Annotated in this window: 15 protein-coding genes; 14 read left to right on the plus strand and 1 reads right to left on the minus strand. The window is 66.3% G+C overall.

Annotated elements, in window-relative coordinates:
• The first annotated feature begins 15 nt into the window (after nt 1-15).
• From flgD to L3N39_RS08965, 14 genes are all read left to right on the plus strand, one after another.
• The gene (flgD, locus tag L3N39_RS08900; RefSeq protein WP_237256966.1) at nt 16-699 is read left to right on the plus strand and encodes a flagellar hook assembly protein FlgD; all 684 of its coding nucleotides are present in this window, start codon (nt 16-18) and stop codon (nt 697-699) included.
• A 30-nt stretch (nt 700-729) separates the two neighbouring features.
• Nucleotides 730-2,103 (plus strand): flagellar hook protein FlgE, encoded by a 1,374-nt coding sequence (gene flgE, locus L3N39_RS08905; protein WP_237256967.1) that lies wholly within the window; start codon nt 730-732, stop codon nt 2,101-2,103.
• Between the two features lie 203 nt (nt 2,104-2,306).
• Nucleotides 2,307-3,047, plus strand: coding sequence for a flagellar basal-body rod protein FlgF (flgF, locus tag L3N39_RS08910; protein WP_237256968.1), 741 nt, complete (start codon nt 2,307-2,309; stop codon nt 3,045-3,047).
• Between the two features lie 38 nt (nt 3,048-3,085).
• Nucleotides 3,086-3,871, plus strand: coding sequence for a flagellar basal-body rod protein FlgG (flgG, locus tag L3N39_RS08915; protein WP_237256969.1), 786 nt, complete (start codon nt 3,086-3,088; stop codon nt 3,869-3,871).
• 67 nt (nt 3,872-3,938) lie between these two features.
• On the plus strand, nt 3,939-4,631 hold the full coding sequence (gene flgH, locus L3N39_RS08920; RefSeq protein ID WP_237256970.1) for a flagellar basal body L-ring protein FlgH: 693 nt from the start codon (nt 3,939-3,941) through the stop codon (nt 4,629-4,631).
• 11 nt (nt 4,632-4,642) lie between these two features.
• Nucleotides 4,643-5,743 carry a flagellar basal body P-ring protein FlgI gene (locus L3N39_RS08925; protein WP_237256971.1) on the plus strand — a complete coding sequence of 367 codons (1,101 nt, stop codon included), beginning with the start codon at nt 4,643-4,645 and terminating at the stop codon, nt 5,741-5,743.
• A 9-nt stretch (nt 5,744-5,752) separates the two neighbouring features.
• Complete coding sequence (gene flgJ / locus L3N39_RS08930; protein WP_237256972.1) at nt 5,753-6,928, plus strand: flagellar assembly peptidoglycan hydrolase FlgJ; 1,176 nt, start codon at nt 5,753-5,755, stop codon at nt 6,926-6,928.
• Nucleotides 6,929-6,931: 3 nt separating this feature from the next.
• Nucleotides 6,932-8,923 (plus strand): flagellar hook-associated protein FlgK, encoded by a 1,992-nt coding sequence (gene flgK, locus L3N39_RS08935; RefSeq protein WP_237256973.1) that lies wholly within the window; start codon nt 6,932-6,934, stop codon nt 8,921-8,923.
• Nucleotides 8,924-8,934: 11 nt separating this feature from the next.
• Entirely contained in the window at nt 8,935-10,161 is a 1,227-nt protein-coding gene (flgL, locus tag L3N39_RS08940) for a flagellar hook-associated protein FlgL (RefSeq protein ID WP_237256974.1), read from the plus strand.
• Between the two features lie 125 nt (nt 10,162-10,286).
• Complete coding sequence (locus tag L3N39_RS08945) at nt 10,287-10,604, plus strand: ComEA family DNA-binding protein (RefSeq protein WP_237257078.1); 318 nt, start codon at nt 10,287-10,289, stop codon at nt 10,602-10,604.
• Between the two features lie 320 nt (nt 10,605-10,924).
• Nucleotides 10,925-11,359, plus strand: a complete 435-nt coding sequence (locus tag L3N39_RS08950; protein WP_237256975.1) for a YkvA family protein — start codon at nt 10,925-10,927, stop codon at nt 11,357-11,359.
• 100 nt (nt 11,360-11,459) lie between these two features.
• Nucleotides 11,460-11,789 carry a helix-turn-helix domain-containing protein gene (locus tag L3N39_RS08955; RefSeq protein WP_237256976.1) on the plus strand — a complete coding sequence of 110 codons (330 nt, stop codon included), beginning with the start codon at nt 11,460-11,462 and terminating at the stop codon, nt 11,787-11,789.
• Nucleotides 11,786-12,160 (plus strand): hypothetical protein, encoded by a 375-nt coding sequence (locus L3N39_RS08960; protein ID WP_237256977.1) that lies wholly within the window; start codon nt 11,786-11,788, stop codon nt 12,158-12,160. The genes L3N39_RS08955 and L3N39_RS08960 overlap by 4 nt, the downstream gene beginning before the upstream one ends.
• Nucleotides 12,160-12,627 carry an SEL1-like repeat protein gene (locus L3N39_RS08965; protein WP_237256978.1) on the plus strand — a complete coding sequence of 156 codons (468 nt, stop codon included), beginning with the start codon at nt 12,160-12,162 and terminating at the stop codon, nt 12,625-12,627. The genes L3N39_RS08960 and L3N39_RS08965 overlap by 1 nt, the downstream gene beginning before the upstream one ends.
• Here L3N39_RS08965 and L3N39_RS08970 read toward each other — a convergent pair.
• Nucleotides 12,594-14,375, minus strand: coding sequence for a GGDEF domain-containing protein (locus tag L3N39_RS08970; protein ID WP_237256979.1), 1,782 nt, complete (start codon nt 14,373-14,375; stop codon nt 12,594-12,596). The two genes, L3N39_RS08965 and L3N39_RS08970, sit on opposite strands and share 34 nt — an antisense overlap.
• Nucleotides 14,376-14,453: the final 78 nt, after the last annotated feature.

Raw genomic sequence — 14,453 nt, forward strand, 5'->3', positions numbered from 1 at the left:
CCGCAGGAGTACGAGATGACAACTACCAGCGGCGTCAGCGCCGGCAGCTCGGTGCTCGATCAGTACCAGATCGGCAACGATCGTGAGGCCAAGGGCAACGACCTGGGCAAGAACGAATTCCTCGAGCTGCTGGTCGCCCAGCTGAACAACCAGAATCCGCTCGAGCCGCAGGAGAACGGCGAGTTCATCGGCCAGCTGGCGCAGTTCAGCACGGTCGAGGGCGTCGAGAAGCTCAACTCGAGCATGGAAACCATCCTTTCCGGCTACCAGTCCTCGCAGGCACTGCAGGCTTCGTCGCTGGTCGGGCGCAAGGTGATCGTGCCGACCGAGCGGGCAGTGGTCGACACCAGCGAGACGTTCAAGGCCAGCCTGGTGCTGCCCACCAGCAGCAGCAACGTCTTCGTCAACGTCTATGACAGCGCCGGGACCATGGTCAACCGGGTCAACCTCGGCCAGCAGCAGGCCGGCAACGTCTCCTTCATGTGGGACGGCAAGAACTCCAGCGGCGACGTGGTGCCGCCGGGTACCTACAGGTTCGAGGCGCAGGCCACCTACGACGGCGAGACCAAGGGGCTCTACACCTTGCTGCCGGCCAACGTGGACAGCGTCACCCTCGGGCAGAACGGTGGCGAGCTCATGCTCAACCTGGCCGGCGTCGGCAGCATCGGTCTTTCCCAGGTCCAGATCATCGGTCAATAAGCGCCGCCAGGTTCGGCACAGGAGCGATTCATGTCTTTCAACATCGGCCTCAGCGGCATGCGCGCCGCCAGCAAGGATCTCAACGTCACCGGCAACAACATCGCCAACGCCGGTACCGTAGGCTTCAAGCAGTCCCGCGCGGAATTCGCCGACGTGTACGCGGCCTCCGTGCTGGGTACCGGCAAGAACCCGCAGGGCAGCGGCGTGCTGCTGGCGAACGTGTCGCAGCAGTTCAACCAGGGCAACATCAACTACACGCAGAACGCGCTGGATCTGGCGATCAACGGCAACGGCTTCTTCCAGGTCAGCAACAACGGTGCGGTGAGCTACACGCGCGCCGGCTACTTCGGCACCGACCGCGAAGGCTTTGTCGTCGACAACTTCGGCTACAAGCTGCAGGGCTATGCGGTCGACGGCAACGGCAACCTGCAGAACGGCGTGGTCAGCGACCTCCAGGTGCAGACCACCAACCAGGCGCCGAAGGCCAGCTCGAAGATCGACACGGTCTTCAACCTGAACTCGACCAATGGCTCGCCGAGTGCCTGGACGAGTGCCTACGAGGGTTGGCTGACCACCAATCCCGGCGACACCGCCGGCGCCCTGACGGCCGCCAACGGCACCTTCGACCCGGCCGACCCGACCACCTACAACAGCTCGACCTCGCTGAACATCTATGACTCGCAGGGCAACGCCCACGTCATGACGCAATACTTCGTCAAGACGAGCGCCAATACCTGGGACATGCGCGTGCTGGTCGACGGCCGCAACCCGGCAAACCCGAGCTCAACCGATGCCTTCGATACGACCCTGACCTTCGATTCGTCCGGCAGCCTGCAAGGGACCACCGCTGGCGATTTCGCGCTCAATGCCGATGGGACCCTGCGTCTCACCAACTGGGTGCCGGCCATTTCCAATGGCGCCACCCCGGCGGTCTGGAGCGCCAACGGCGCACAGGCCGCGACCGGCGGCATCACCATCGACCTGACCAAGTCGACCCAGTTCGCCAGCTCCTTCGCGGTCAACAGCGTCGCCCAGGACGGCTACACCACCGGCGAGCTGGCCGGGCTGGAGATCGACGACACCGGCGTGATCTTCGCGCGCTACACCAACGGCCAGTCGAAGGTGCAGGGGCAGATCGTGCTGGCCAACTTCGCCAACGTGCAGGGCCTGACCCCAGTGGGCAAGAGCCAGTGGGTGCAGTCGTTCGAATCCGGCGAGCCGGTGGTGGGGACGCCACGCTCCGGCACGCTCGGTGCGTTGCAGGCCGGCGCGCTGGAGGATTCCAACGTCGAACTGTCCGACCAGCTGGTCAACCTGATCGTCGCCCAGCGCAACTACCAGGCCAACGCCAAGACCATCGAGACCGAGAGCGCGGTCACCCAGACCATCATCAACCTGCGTTGATGGCTGGAGGCGGCAGGCGACCGCTTGCCGCCGCCGGCAGTATTCCGCCGCCTCGTTCGGCAAGGCCCGCAAGGGCCTTTGTTTTTTCTGCTTAACCATTTGAATAAAAAGCAGAAATTCTGTGCCGTGGTGGGTGGCACGCGGCTTGCTATCTCCCTTGGGACTTCAACTTGGCGCGTCAAAACTCGTGCCTGGAGAACTCGATGGACAAGATGCTCTACGTGGCCATGACCGGCGCCAGCCAGAACGCGCGGGCACAGCAGGCCCATGCGAACAACCTGGCGAACATCTCCACCACCGGCTTTCGGCGCGACTTCGAACAGGCGCGCTCGATGCAGGTGTTCGGCGACAGTTTTCCGGCACGGGTCTATGCCATGGCCGAGCGCCCGGGCACCGACTTCACTCCCGGCGCGCTGCAGGAGACCGGGCGCGACCTGGACGTGGCGGTCGAGGGCGAGGGCTGGATCGCGGTGCAGGCCGCCGACGGCAGCGAGGCCTACGTGCGCACCGGCAGCCTGAACGTCGATGTGCTGGGCATGCTGCGCACCGCCGAAGGCATGCCGGTCATGGGCAATGCCGGGCCGATCGCCATCCCGCCGGAGGAAAAGGTCGAGATCGGCCATGACGGCACCATCAGCATCCGCGCCCTGGGCGAGGACCCGAACGTGGTGGTGACGGTCGACCGGCTCAAGCTGGTCAAGCCGGACCCGGCCCAGCTGGAGAAGGGCACCGATGGCCTGATCCGCATGAAGGGCGGCCAGCCGCTCGAGGCCGATGCCGGGGTGCGGGTCACTTCCGGCTTCCTCGAGGCGAGCAACGTCAATGCGGTCGCCGAGATGACTTCGATGCTGGCGCTGTCCCGCCAGTTCGAACTGCACGTGAAGATGATGCGAACCGCCGAGGAAGATTCGGCGGCCATGGCTCGCGTCCTGCAAATCAGCTAACAGCGCGTTGCGCCGCGGCGCACGAGGAGAAAAAGCACATGCTTCCAGCTCTCTGGGTCAGCAAGACCGGTCTGTCCGCGCAGGACATGAACCTGACCACCATTTCCAACAACCTGGCCAACGTCTCGACCACCGGCTTCAAGAAGGACCGCGCCGAGTTCCAGGACCTGCTGTACCAGATCCGCCGCCAGCCGGGCGGCCAGTCGACCCAGGACAGCGAGCTGCCCTCGGGCCTGCAGCTGGGTACCGGCGTGCGCATCACCGGCACGCAGAAGATCTTCACCACCGGCAGCCTGCAGACCACCGAACAGCCGCTGGACATGGCGATCAACGGCCGCGGCTTCTTCCAGGTGCTGCTGCCCGACGGCACGGTGTCCTACACCCGCGACGGCAGCTTCCACCTGAATGCCGACGGCCAGCTGGTCACCGCCAACGGCTATGCGCTGGAGCCGGCCATCGTGGTGCCGCCGGAGACCCAGAGCTTCACCGTCGGCGAGGACGGCACCGTGTCGGTGACCACCCTCGGCAACGCGCAGCCGCAGATCATCGGCAACCTGCAGACCGCCGACTTCATCAACCCGGCCGGCCTGCAGGCCATGGGCAGCAACCTGTTCCTGGAGACCGCCGCCAGCGGCGCGCCGCAGGTCAGCACGCCGGGCCTCAACGGCCTGGGCACGGTGCTGCAGAACACCCTGGAGAACTCCAACGTCAGCGTGGTGGAGGAGTTGGTCAACATGATCACCACCCAGCGCGCCTACGAGATGAACTCCAAGGTCATTTCCACCGCCGACCAGATGCTGTCCTTCGTCACCCAGCAGCTCTGACCGGCGTGACCGTTGCAGGCGGGCGCCGTGCTGCCCGCCGTGTTTCCCTGAAGGCTTGAGGTATCCCATGAGCCGCGTACTGCTTGCATTCTCGATGGCCGCCGTGGCCCTTTCCGGTTGCGTCGCCCCGGCGCCGAAACCGAACGACCCGTACTACGCGCCGGTGCTGCCGCGCACGCCGCTGCCGGCGGCGCAGACCAATGGCGCCATCTACCAGGCCGGTTTCGAGAACAACCTCTACGGCGACCGCAAGGCGTTCCGGGTCGGTGACATCATCACCATCACCCTGAACGAGCGGACCCAGGCCAGCAAGAACGCCAGCTCGCAGATATCCAAGGACAGCAGCGCGAACATCGGCCTCGGCTCGCTGTTCGGCGGCGCCGTGTCGATGGCCAACCCGCTGACCGGCAACACCATGTCGCTGGGCGCCGAGTACGACGCCTCGCGCGACACCTCCGGCTCCGGCCAGGCCGGGCAGAGCAACAGCCTGTCCGGCTCGATCACCGTCACCGTTTCGGAAGTGTTGCCCAACGGCATCCTCGCGGTGCGCGGCGAGAAGTGGATGACGCTCAACACCGGCGACGAGCTGGTGCGCATCGCCGGCCTGGTGCGCGCCGACGACATCACCACCGACAACACCGTGCCCTCGACACGCATCGCCGACGCACGCATCACCTATTCGGGCACCGGCGCCTTCGCCGATGCCAGCCAGCCGGGTTGGCTGGACCGCTTCTTCATCAGCCCGCTGTGGCCGTTCTGAGGTCTGCCGCCATGCTTGCAAGACTACTCGTGCTTCTCGGCCTGCTGGTCGCCGGCGCGCCGGCCCACGCCGAGCGCCTGAAGGACATCGCCACCATCAGCGGCGTGCGGACCAACCAGCTGATCGGCTACGGCCTGGTGGTCGGCCTCAATGGCAGCGGCGACCAGACCACGCAGACGCCGTTCACCGTGCAGACGTTCAACAACATGATGGCGCAGTTCGGCATCAAGGTGCCCAACGGCGGCAACGTGCAGCTCAAGAACGTCGCCGCGGTCTCGGTGCATGCCGACCTGCCGGCCTTCGCCAAGCCCGGGCAGACCATCGACATCACCGTGTCCTCGATCGGCAACGCCAAGAGCCTGCGCGGCGGCAGCCTGCTGATGACGCCGCTCAAGGGCATCGACGGCAACGTCTACGCCGTGGCCCAGGGCAACCTGGTGGTCGGCGGCTTCGATGCGGGCGGCGCGGACGGCTCGCGGATCACCGTCAACGTGCCGTCGGCTGGGCGTATCCCGGCTGGCGCGACCGTCGAGCGGCCGGTGCCGAGCGGTTTCAACCAGGGCAATACGCTGACCCTCAACCTCAATCGCCCGGACTTCACCACCGCCAAGAACATCGTCGACCAGATCAACGAACTGCTCGGCCCGGGCGTGGCGCGGGCGCTGGACGGCGGCTCGGTCAGTGTCACTGCGCCGCTGGATCCGGGCCAGCGCGTCGACTACCTGTCGATCCTGGAGAACCTCGATATCGAGGTCGGCCAGGCCGTGGCCAAGGTCATCATCAACTCGCGCACCGGCACCATCGTCATCGGCCAGAACGTGCGTGTGCAGCCGGCCGCGGTCACCCATGGAAGCCTCACCGTGACCATCACCGAGGACCCGCAGGTCAGCCAGCCGGAACCGCTGTCCGGCGGGCAGACGGTGGTAGTGCCCAATTCGCGGGTCAAGGCCGAGGAAGAAGCCAAGCCGATGTTCAAGTTCGGCCCCGGTACCACCCTCGACGAGATCGTCCGCGCGGTGAACCAGGTCGGCGCAGCGCCCAGCGACCTGATGGCCATTCTCGAGGCGCTCAAGCAGGCCGGCGCGCTGCAGGCCGACCTGATCGTGATCTGAGGGCATCGCATGGATACTCGACTCGGCGCCGGCCGGCGCGCCCCCGACAGTGGCAGCTACAACGACCTCAACCGCCTGAGCCAGCTCAAGGTGGGCAAGGAGCGCGACAGCGAAGAGAACGTGCGCCAGGTCGCCCAGGAATTCGAGTCGCTGTTCATGAACGAAATGCTCAAGTCCATGCGGGCGGCGACCGATGTAATGGCCAAGGACAACCCCTTCAACAGCCCGGCGGCCAAGCAGTACCAGGAAATGTACGATCAGCAGCTCTCGGTCAGCCTGTCCAAGGACGGTGGCGGCATCGGCCTGGCCGACGTACTGGTGCGCCAGTTGAGCAAGCAGACGGCCTCGGCCAGCCGCAGCAATCCCTTCGCCCAGGTCGAGCGCACCGAAGGCGCGGCCTGGCCGCAGCAACCGGCGCAGGCCGCCGAGCCCGTGCGCGACGACTCCAGGCTGCTCAACCAGCGGCGCCTGGCGCTGCCCGGGCGACTCGCCGCGCCCCAGCTGGCCGAGCTGCCGGCGACCGCACCCGCGGCGCCGGTCGAGGGCGGCCCGCAGCCGCTGGTCGACCTGGATTGGAAGCCGGCTACCGCCTTTGCCGCACCGCGCGAGCGCGCGCTGGTGGTCAATGGCGTCGAGGCGGGCCAGGCCGGTGCGGTCAGCCGCAAGCGCTTCGCTTCACCGCAGGAATTCATCGACACCATGCTGCCGATGGCCGAGAAGGCCGCCGAGCGCCTGGGCGTCGAGCCGCGCTTCCTGGTCGCCCAGGCGGCGCTGGAGACCGGCTGGGGCAAGTCGATGATCCGCCATCGCGACGGCAGCAACAGCCACAACCTGTTCGGCATCAAGGCCACCGGCTGGCAGGGTGAGTCGGCCTCGGCCACCACCACCGAATACGTCAACGGCAAGGCGCGCCGCGAAGTGGCCGGTTTCCGTGCCTACGATTCCTTCGAGCAGAGCTTCAACGACTTCGTCAACCTGCTGCAGAACAACGATCGCTACCGCTCCGCCATCCAGGTGGCCAGCCGTACCGGCGATTCCGAGCGCTTCGTGCACGAACTGCAGAAGGCCGGCTACGCCACCGACCCGCAATATGCACGCAAGATCAGCCAGATCGCGCGCAAGATGCAGACCTATCAGACCGTCGCCGACGCAGGTTCGGCGCCCGCCATGCGGACCAGAGGCTAATTCATGGCTGACCTTCTCAACATTGGCCTTTCCGGCCTCTCCGCCAGCAAGACCCAGCTGTCGATCACCGGCCACAACATCAGCAACGTCAACACGCCAGGCTACACGCGTCAGGATGCGACCCAGGCGACACGGCTGGCACAGTTCAGCGGCGCCGGCTATATCGGCTCGGGTACCACGCTGGTCGAGGTACGTCGCAGCTACAGCGAATTCCTCACCGCGCAGCTGCGCAGCAGCACGGCGCTGAGCAAGGATGTCGAGGCCTACAAGAGCCAGATCGACCAGCTCGACTCGCTGCTGGCCGGCAGCACCACGGGCATCACCCCGGCGCTCAACAGCTTCTTTTCGGCCCTGCAGACCGCCGCCGAGGACCCCGCCAACATTCCGGCGCGGCAGCTGGTACTGGCCGAATCCGAGGGCCTGGCACGACGTTTCAATACCGTCTACGACCGGCTCAACCAGCAGAACGAGTCGCTCAACAAGCAGATGCAGACGGTTACCGACCAGGTCAACCGCCTGGCCGGCAGCATCGCCAGCCTCAACGATGCGATCGCCGTGGCCGCCGCCAACGGCAAGCAGCCCAACGACCTGCTCGACCAGCGCGACGAGGCGGTGCGGCAGCTGTCGCAGTATGTCGGCGTGACGGTGGTTCCGCAGGACGACAGCTCGTTCAACATCTTCGTCGGCACCGGTCAGCCGCTGGTGGTCGGCGCGACGGCCAACCGCCTGGAGGCAGGCCCCGGCAGCAACGACCCGACGCGCTTCCAGGTCGCCTTCGTCAGCGGCAACTCGCGGCAGACGGTGACCTCCATGCTCACCGGTGGCGAGCTGGGCGGCCTGATCCGCTACCGTGACGAGGTGCTCGACCCCACGCTCAATTCGCTGGGGCGCCTGGCGCTGGGCATCACCGACCAGATCAACACCCAGCTCGGCCAGGGCCTGGACCTCAAGGGCAACGTCGGCGTCGATCTGTTCAAGGACATCAACGCGCCGGATTTGATCGACAAGCGCAGCTATCCGACCGGGGTCGATGTCACGATCACCGATACCAGCCAGCTGGGCACCAAGGATTACGAGATCGAGATCGTCGATCTGGCGGCGGGTACCTATCGCATTCGCGAGGCGGGCGGCAACTGGAGCGCCGGAGCCTTCGGCGACGACCGCTTCGGCTTCTCGCTCAGCCTGGCCGCGCAGCAGACGCTGAAGGACGGCGACCGGGTGCAGATCATGCCGACCCGCCGCGGTGCGGCCGGCATCAGCGTCGAGCTGGATCAGGCCGATCAACTGGCCTTTGCCTCGCCGGCACGCGCCGAAGCGAGCCTGCAGAACGTCGGTACCGGTGCCATTGGCCAGCCCGGCCTCGTCGCGGCGCCATCGCCGATCGATGTGGCGGGTCTGAAAAGCGCCTTCGACTCGCTGCCGTCGCTGCAGGCGAACGTTGCGGCTGATGGCAGCTATTCCCTGAGCGCCCTGCCGGCCGGCTGGAGTTATGTCGATGCGTCCGGCAACCCGGCCACTCCCAGCCTCCAGTCGGGAAGCAGCAACACGGTGCGCCTGGCCTATACCGATGCGAGCGGGAGCTACGAGTTCGAGTTCGCCCTGAGCGGCCGTCCGCAGACCGGCGACAGCTTCACCCTGGCGTTCAACCAGAGCGGTGTCTCCGACAACCGCAACGCGCTGGCGCTGGCCGGCCTGCAGAACAAGCAGACCCTCGGCGTGACGGCCGGTGTCGCTGGCAGCGGCGCCAGCTTCACCGACGGCTACGGCGAGCTGGTCGAGCGGGTCGGCACCCTGACTGCCCAGGCCCGCCTGGACAGCGAGGCGACCGGCGCCATCCTCAAGCAGGCCACCGGCAACCGCGACTCGCTGTCGGCAGTCAACCTCGACGAAGAGGCGGCCAACCTGATCAAGTTCGAGCAGTACTACAACGCCTCGGCACAGATCATTCAAGTTGCGCGCTCGTTGTTCGATACCCTGATCAGTACCTTCCGCTAACAGGCACCGTCATGCGTATTTCCACCTTGCAAGCGTTCAACAATGGCGTGGCCGGCCTGCAGCGCAACTATGCCAGCGTGACCCGCACCCAGGAGCAGATCAGCACCGGCAACCGCATCCTGACGCCGGCGGACGATCCGGTCGCCTCGGTGCGCCTGCTGCAGCTCGACCAGCAGCAGAGCGTGCTTGGCCAGTACAACTCGAACCTGACCGCGGCGAAGAACAGCCTGACCCAGGAGGAGGTCACGCTCAATTCGGTGAATACCGTCCTGCAGCGGGTACGCGAGCTTGCCGTGCAGGCGGGCAACGGCGCGCTCGATCCGCAGGACCGCAAGTCCATCGCCGCCGAGCTCGGCGAGCGCGAGGACGAGCTGCTGTCGCTGATGAACACCCGCAACGCGCGGGGCGAGTACCTGTTCTCCGGCTTCCAGGGCAAGACCCAGCCGTTCGTGCGCACTGCCGATGGCGAGTACCGCTACGACGGTGATGAAGGCCAGCGCAAGCTGCAGATCGCCAGCTCGCTGAGCATCCCCATCAGTGACAACGGCAAGTCGATCTTCCAGGGGGTAACGAACGCGGGGCGCCTCTCGGCCGCCGCGACGACCGGCGACGGTTCGGCCTCGACGCTGGCCATCTCCGCCCCGCTGATCACTGACGAAGTCGCATTCGCCGGGCTGGGCGATATCCGCATCGAGTTCGCCGCCAGTCCGAACGAACGCAACTACACCGTCACCGATGCGCAGGGCAACACATTGGGCACGGGCAGTCTGGACGATGATCCGCAGGCAGAAAACAAGCTGGTGTTCGGCGGCGTCACCCTTTTTATCGACGGCAACCCTTCGGCATCGGGCGAAACCATCGTCCTGAGCCAGACCGGCGACCAGAAGCAGGGCATCCTCGATACCATCGGCAACCTGCGCAAGGCCTTGGAGAATCCGGCCTCGAGCAATACCGATATCCGCGATGCCGTGGCTGTCGGGCTGACCAACCTCGACCACGGCATGGTCAGCGTCGATGCCGCACGCGGCAATATTGGCGCCCGCCTGAACGTCATCGAGACGACCACCACCGACAACGAGGACGTGGCGCTGGTGAACAAGGCCGTGCAGGCCGAGCTGCGCGAACTCGACTATCCCGAGGCGCTGTCGCGGCTGTCGATGCAGAGCGTGGTGCTGCAGGCGGCGCAGCAGAGCTATGTGAAGATCAGCGGCCTCAGCCTGTTCAACGTGATGCGCTGAGGATGTGGCCTCGTTCGCAAAATCGCCTGGGCCGCTTTGACAGGGCCCAGGTGCAGGCCGAAGCTTCGACGGCTGCGGAGCAGGAAGTCCCGCAACCCTCCGGTATTCATCATAAGGACATGATCATGAAGCAGTCGTTTTTCCGTTCCTTCCTTTTCGCTGCCCTGTGCGCCGTTTCGGTCGCAGGCCACGCCGCCAAGCAGGCCGACAGCGCGCAACAGCCCGCTGCCCCGGCTGTGGTAGCCCAGGCAACCGTCAACCTGAACAGCGCCGACGCCGAGACGCTCGGGCGTGAGCTGGTCGGTATCGGCCCGGCCAAGGCCAGGGCCATCGTTGCCTATCGTGAAAACCACGGTCCGTTCCAGTCCGTCGACGAGCTGCTCGAGGTCAAGGGCATCGGCGCGGCGACCCTCGAGAAGAATCGCAGCAAACTGCAGCTCTGACTGCCGGCGGGCCGCAAAGGCCCGCTTCCCCAGCCGAACCCGTCTCGCCTGATCCGGTCCGAATCCTTGTCGTTTCGACAATGGCAGCGGCCGGTTATGCACATTTGCCCCTGATCCGCCGCTTGTTGATACCTTGTCCGAGGCGCGTGCTTCGCCTAATGGCTAAGTTCTTGTTTTTCAAGCCTTTGCCTTGGTGATCAAAAATGCGGCGTTCTGTTGCCAGGCCTCGTCCGCCCTGGCCTGCGCGCATCGATCCAATCGCTTTCCACAAAGTTGTCCACAGCTTTGGTGGATAACCGCAACCTACGGAGCCTGGATCCATGAAGATGCCCTGGAAGATGCTTCCCTACCTGCCGATGGCGCGCCGGCTGCTGGCCGCCGGTAGGCTACCGGCACTGTTGCTGGCCGTGACACGCAAGAAGGGCTCGCGCCGCCTGGTCGGCGAGCTGGGCGAGCAGCTGACATTGCTCAGGCAGCTCTGCGTGGCCTGGTGGAAAGGCGAGTACCGCGCCGTCAGCGCCCAGGCGATGGTCTCGGTAGTCGCGGCGCTGCTGTACTTCCTCTCGCCGCTGGATGCCATTCCCGACTGGATTCCCGGGCTGGGCTTCGTCGATGACCTGGCGGTGCTGAGCTGGGTGGTGCGCAACTGGTCCGCCGAGCTTGCGGCATTCCGCGCCTGGCGCGATGCCGGCCCTGCGAGCCGCCGGGCTTCGCTGGACGTGCTGCCCGACAGCAAGGCCAAGCGCGAGGCCTGAACGAGCACCGTTCAACCGATTCATCGGAGCGCGGCCGGACGCTCAGGAGCCCGCAAGGGCTGTTAAGATTCCGGCTATCGGTTTCGCTAAGGATTGGATGATGAATGTTCAGGTGATCATGCGCGACGGTGCGCCCGATTACGCCGTGCTGCCGTGGGCGGAGTACCAGGCCTTGCTGGTGGCTGCCGGCCAACGTGAAGCGGTGCCCGCCCAGCCGGTCGCCCAGCCCCAGCCCCAGCGGCCGTCGTTCGGCGAGCTTGGCCGCCTGCGTCAGGCCGGCCATCTTTCCATCGAGGAGCTGGCGCGCTCGGTGGGCATCAGCCCGCCATACCTGGCACTGATCGAGAGCGGCGAGCGCGCGCCGGACGCGGCCATTCGCCGGGCGCTGGCCCGTGCGCTGGGTGTCGAGGGCTGGGAGGAAGACGCTTGAGCGATCGATCCGTGCGCATCAGCCGCGCGCACTGGGACGCACTGCTGGCCGAGCTGGCCGACGCCCAGCGCCAGCGCCACCTGGTGACCTATCGGGCCCTGGTCGAGCGCCTGCAGTTGCCTGCGCCGGCGATGCAGACGCTGACCGCCGCGCTGGAACACCTGGCGGCGCTGGATGCCCGCGCCGAACGTCCGTTGCGCAGCGCCCTGGTGATCAGCCAGGGGGCCAGCCGATTGCCCCGTCCGGGGTTCTTCGAATGCGTGGCGCGCCTGGGACGCTTCGTCGGGGCGGCCGACGGCACCGCGGCGGCCAGCTGGCATGCCGGCGAGGTGGCGCGCGTGTTCGAATACGACTACACGAGCCTGCATTGATGCTTTGGAAACTCCGCGCCCGCTTGGGCTACCTTGTCGCCCGGCGCCTGATGTCCTGGCGCGCTGCCGTCGGGCATCCGCGCCTGTGGCGCTGGATGGAAGGACAGTTCGCCCGCCGGGCGGCGCTGGGCGATCGCGGCGCCCAGAGCTTCTACGGCCACATGCTGTATTTCCGCGGCCAGGGCCTGGGTGCGAAGCAGGAAGGCATCCGCCTGTTGCGCCTGGCCGCCCAGGCCGGCGATGCCAAGGCCGCCTACCAGCTGGGCGCAATCAGCCTCGGTGAGCACGCCAGCCACGGCCCGGACGGTGTCGAGGCGGCACGCTGGTGGTCGCTGGCGGCCGAAGCCGGGCATCCGCTCGCTGCGATCCGCCTGGAGCAGCTCTATCGGGCAGGTGGCCACGGGCTGGCGGCCGATCCCGTGCAGGCCGAGCGCTACAAGGCGCTGGCACGCACGCTGGGCGCCTGAACTGCATCTCGCGCCTCGATCAGTTGCAGGCTGAAGCCGGCCTGCTGCTTGGCCAGGCGCTTGGCCTCCGATGCCAGGGACGCCAGCGTCGCGGCATCCGTGTGCGCGGCATGTGCGGCATGCAGGTGCACGGCACCGACTGACAGCGAGAGCAGGGCGAAGCACTCCGCCTCGCCGTTGCGGTTCTCGGCAATGAAGCAGCCACGGGCCAGGTGCTCGCTGCGGTAGAAGCGCCGGCAGCGGCTCTCGAAGCGCTCGAACAGGCGCTGGATGCGTATCTGCCAGTCGCCCGGGCCGAGTACCAGCATGAAATCGTCGCCTCCGATATGCCCGAGGAAGTCCCGCTGCGGGTCGATGCCTTCGGCCAGGCATTCGGCCAGGCACAGCAGCAATTCGTCGCCACTGGCGTACCCGTAGAGGTCGTTGAAGGGCTTGAAGTTGTCGATGTCGACGTAGCAGATCACCGCTTCCTGGCGCTGCTGGAGCAGCCGTGCCAGCGCCTGGCGAATGGGCACGTTGCCCGGCAGCAGGGTGAGCGGGTTGGCATGCCGGGCCTGCCGGATCTTCATCTCGGTGATCAGCTTGAGCACGTCGATGACGCGCCCAAGGCCCAGGTAGGCGCCATCGGCAGTGATCACGAAGTCCTCGTCGACGCGCTGGCGTGCACGGCTGGTCAGCAACCGGCTGACCTGGTGCAGCGAGCGGTTGATATCGACGACCAGCAGGTCGTTGCACATCAGCCGGCTGACCGGCTTGCGCGCCAGCAGGTCGGTCGCGAACGGCTTGAGCAGCGCGTCGGAGATCAGGCTGCGGTGAACGATACCCACCGGTCGCCGGGCATCGTCGAGTACCGCGATGCTGTTCAGGCTGGCCTGTTGGCGGAAGAAGTCGAGCAGCTCGCTGATCGGTCGCCCGGCCTCGATCGCCGGCTGGCGGATCAGCAGCGCGGCAAGGGCAGGGCCGTCCTCGTCGAAAGTTTCGGTGTGAGTGGCGGGCAGACGGATCGTTTCATCGCCCGGCGGCTTTTCCTGCGGACGGCCCAGCAGGTAACCCTGGACCAGGTCCACGCCCATGGCGGCCAGGGTCTGCAGCTCCTCGTTCAGCTCGATGCCCTCGGCGATGACCTTGGCATTGGAGGCTGCGGCGATCTTCAGGATTGAGTTGACGAACTCGCGCTTGACGCTGTCCTGGTGGATGCCATCGATGAAGTAGCGGTCGATCTTCACGTAGTCCGGCCGCAGTTGCGACCACATGCGCAGGCTGGAGTAGCCGGCGCCTAGGTCGTCCAGCGCGATGGAAAAGCCCATGGCGCGGTAATGGCGCAGCGCCGCATCCAGCAGTTCGAAGTCCTCGGTGGGCGTCTGCTCGGTGAGCTCGATGACCACGCGCTCGGGCGCGATGCCATGCTGGCGCAGCAGTTCGAGGGTGCGCCCGGGCTTGTGGTGCGGGTCGAGCAGCGTTTCGGGAGAGACGTTGAGAAACAGCTTGCCGCCCAGCTGTTGGTCGGTGAAGCGACGGCAGGCGCTCTGGCGGCAGGCTATCTCCAGCTCGTCCAGCCGCCCGGCATGGCGTGCCGTTGCCAGCAGGTTGATCGGTGAGTGCAGGGAGCTGTCGGATGGCCCGCGGCTCAGGGCCTCGTAGCCGAGAATGCGCTGGCTGGAAAGCGAGACGATGGGCTGGAACAGCGAGGTGATGGCACCTTGGGCGAGGATGCGTTGCAACGTGCCCAACTGCTCGGTGACGGTCATGGAAATCTCGAAGGCTACGAAAAAGGGCCACACTTGGTGGCCCTGCTATTTCAAGCTTCGCTCATTGCAGTTTCATGA

Source organism: Pseudomonas oligotrophica (assembly GCF_021726475.1).
Taxonomy (GTDB): Bacteria; Pseudomonadota; Gammaproteobacteria; order Pseudomonadales; family Pseudomonadaceae; genus Stutzerimonas; species Stutzerimonas oligotrophica.

Excerpts from the sequence above, each read along its gene's own strand:
- flgJ (WP_237256972.1), top strand. The coding sequence starts at position 5,753 with ATGGATACTCGACTCGGCGCCGGCCGGCGCGCCCCCGACAGTGGCAGC.
- L3N39_RS08950 (WP_237256975.1), top strand. The coding sequence starts at position 10,925 with ATGAAGATGCCCTGGAAGATGCTTCCCTACCTGCCGATGGCGCGCCGG.
- L3N39_RS08925 (WP_237256971.1), top strand. The coding sequence starts at position 4,643 with ATGCTTGCAAGACTACTCGTGCTTCTCGGCCTGCTGGTCGCCGGCGCG.
- flgF (WP_237256968.1), top strand. The coding sequence starts at position 2,307 with ATGGACAAGATGCTCTACGTGGCCATGACCGGCGCCAGCCAGAACGCG.
- flgL (WP_237256974.1), top strand. The coding sequence starts at position 8,935 with ATGCGTATTTCCACCTTGCAAGCGTTCAACAATGGCGTGGCCGGCCTG.
- flgE (WP_237256967.1), top strand. The coding sequence starts at position 730 with ATGTCTTTCAACATCGGCCTCAGCGGCATGCGCGCCGCCAGCAAGGAT.
- L3N39_RS08945 (WP_237257078.1), top strand. The coding sequence starts at position 10,287 with ATGAAGCAGTCGTTTTTCCGTTCCTTCCTTTTCGCTGCCCTGTGCGCC.
- flgH (WP_237256970.1), top strand. The coding sequence starts at position 3,939 with ATGAGCCGCGTACTGCTTGCATTCTCGATGGCCGCCGTGGCCCTTTCC.
- flgG (WP_237256969.1), top strand. The coding sequence starts at position 3,086 with ATGCTTCCAGCTCTCTGGGTCAGCAAGACCGGTCTGTCCGCGCAGGAC.
- L3N39_RS08965 (WP_237256978.1), top strand. The coding sequence starts at position 12,160 with ATGCTTTGGAAACTCCGCGCCCGCTTGGGCTACCTTGTCGCCCGGCGC.
- flgK (WP_237256973.1), top strand. The coding sequence starts at position 6,932 with ATGGCTGACCTTCTCAACATTGGCCTTTCCGGCCTCTCCGCCAGCAAG.
- L3N39_RS08955 (WP_237256976.1), top strand. The coding sequence starts at position 11,460 with ATGAATGTTCAGGTGATCATGCGCGACGGTGCGCCCGATTACGCCGTG.
- L3N39_RS08970 (WP_237256979.1), bottom strand. The coding sequence starts at position 14,375 with ATGACCGTCACCGAGCAGTTGGGCACGTTGCAACGCATCCTCGCCCAA.
- flgD (WP_237256966.1), top strand. The coding sequence starts at position 16 with ATGACAACTACCAGCGGCGTCAGCGCCGGCAGCTCGGTGCTCGATCAG.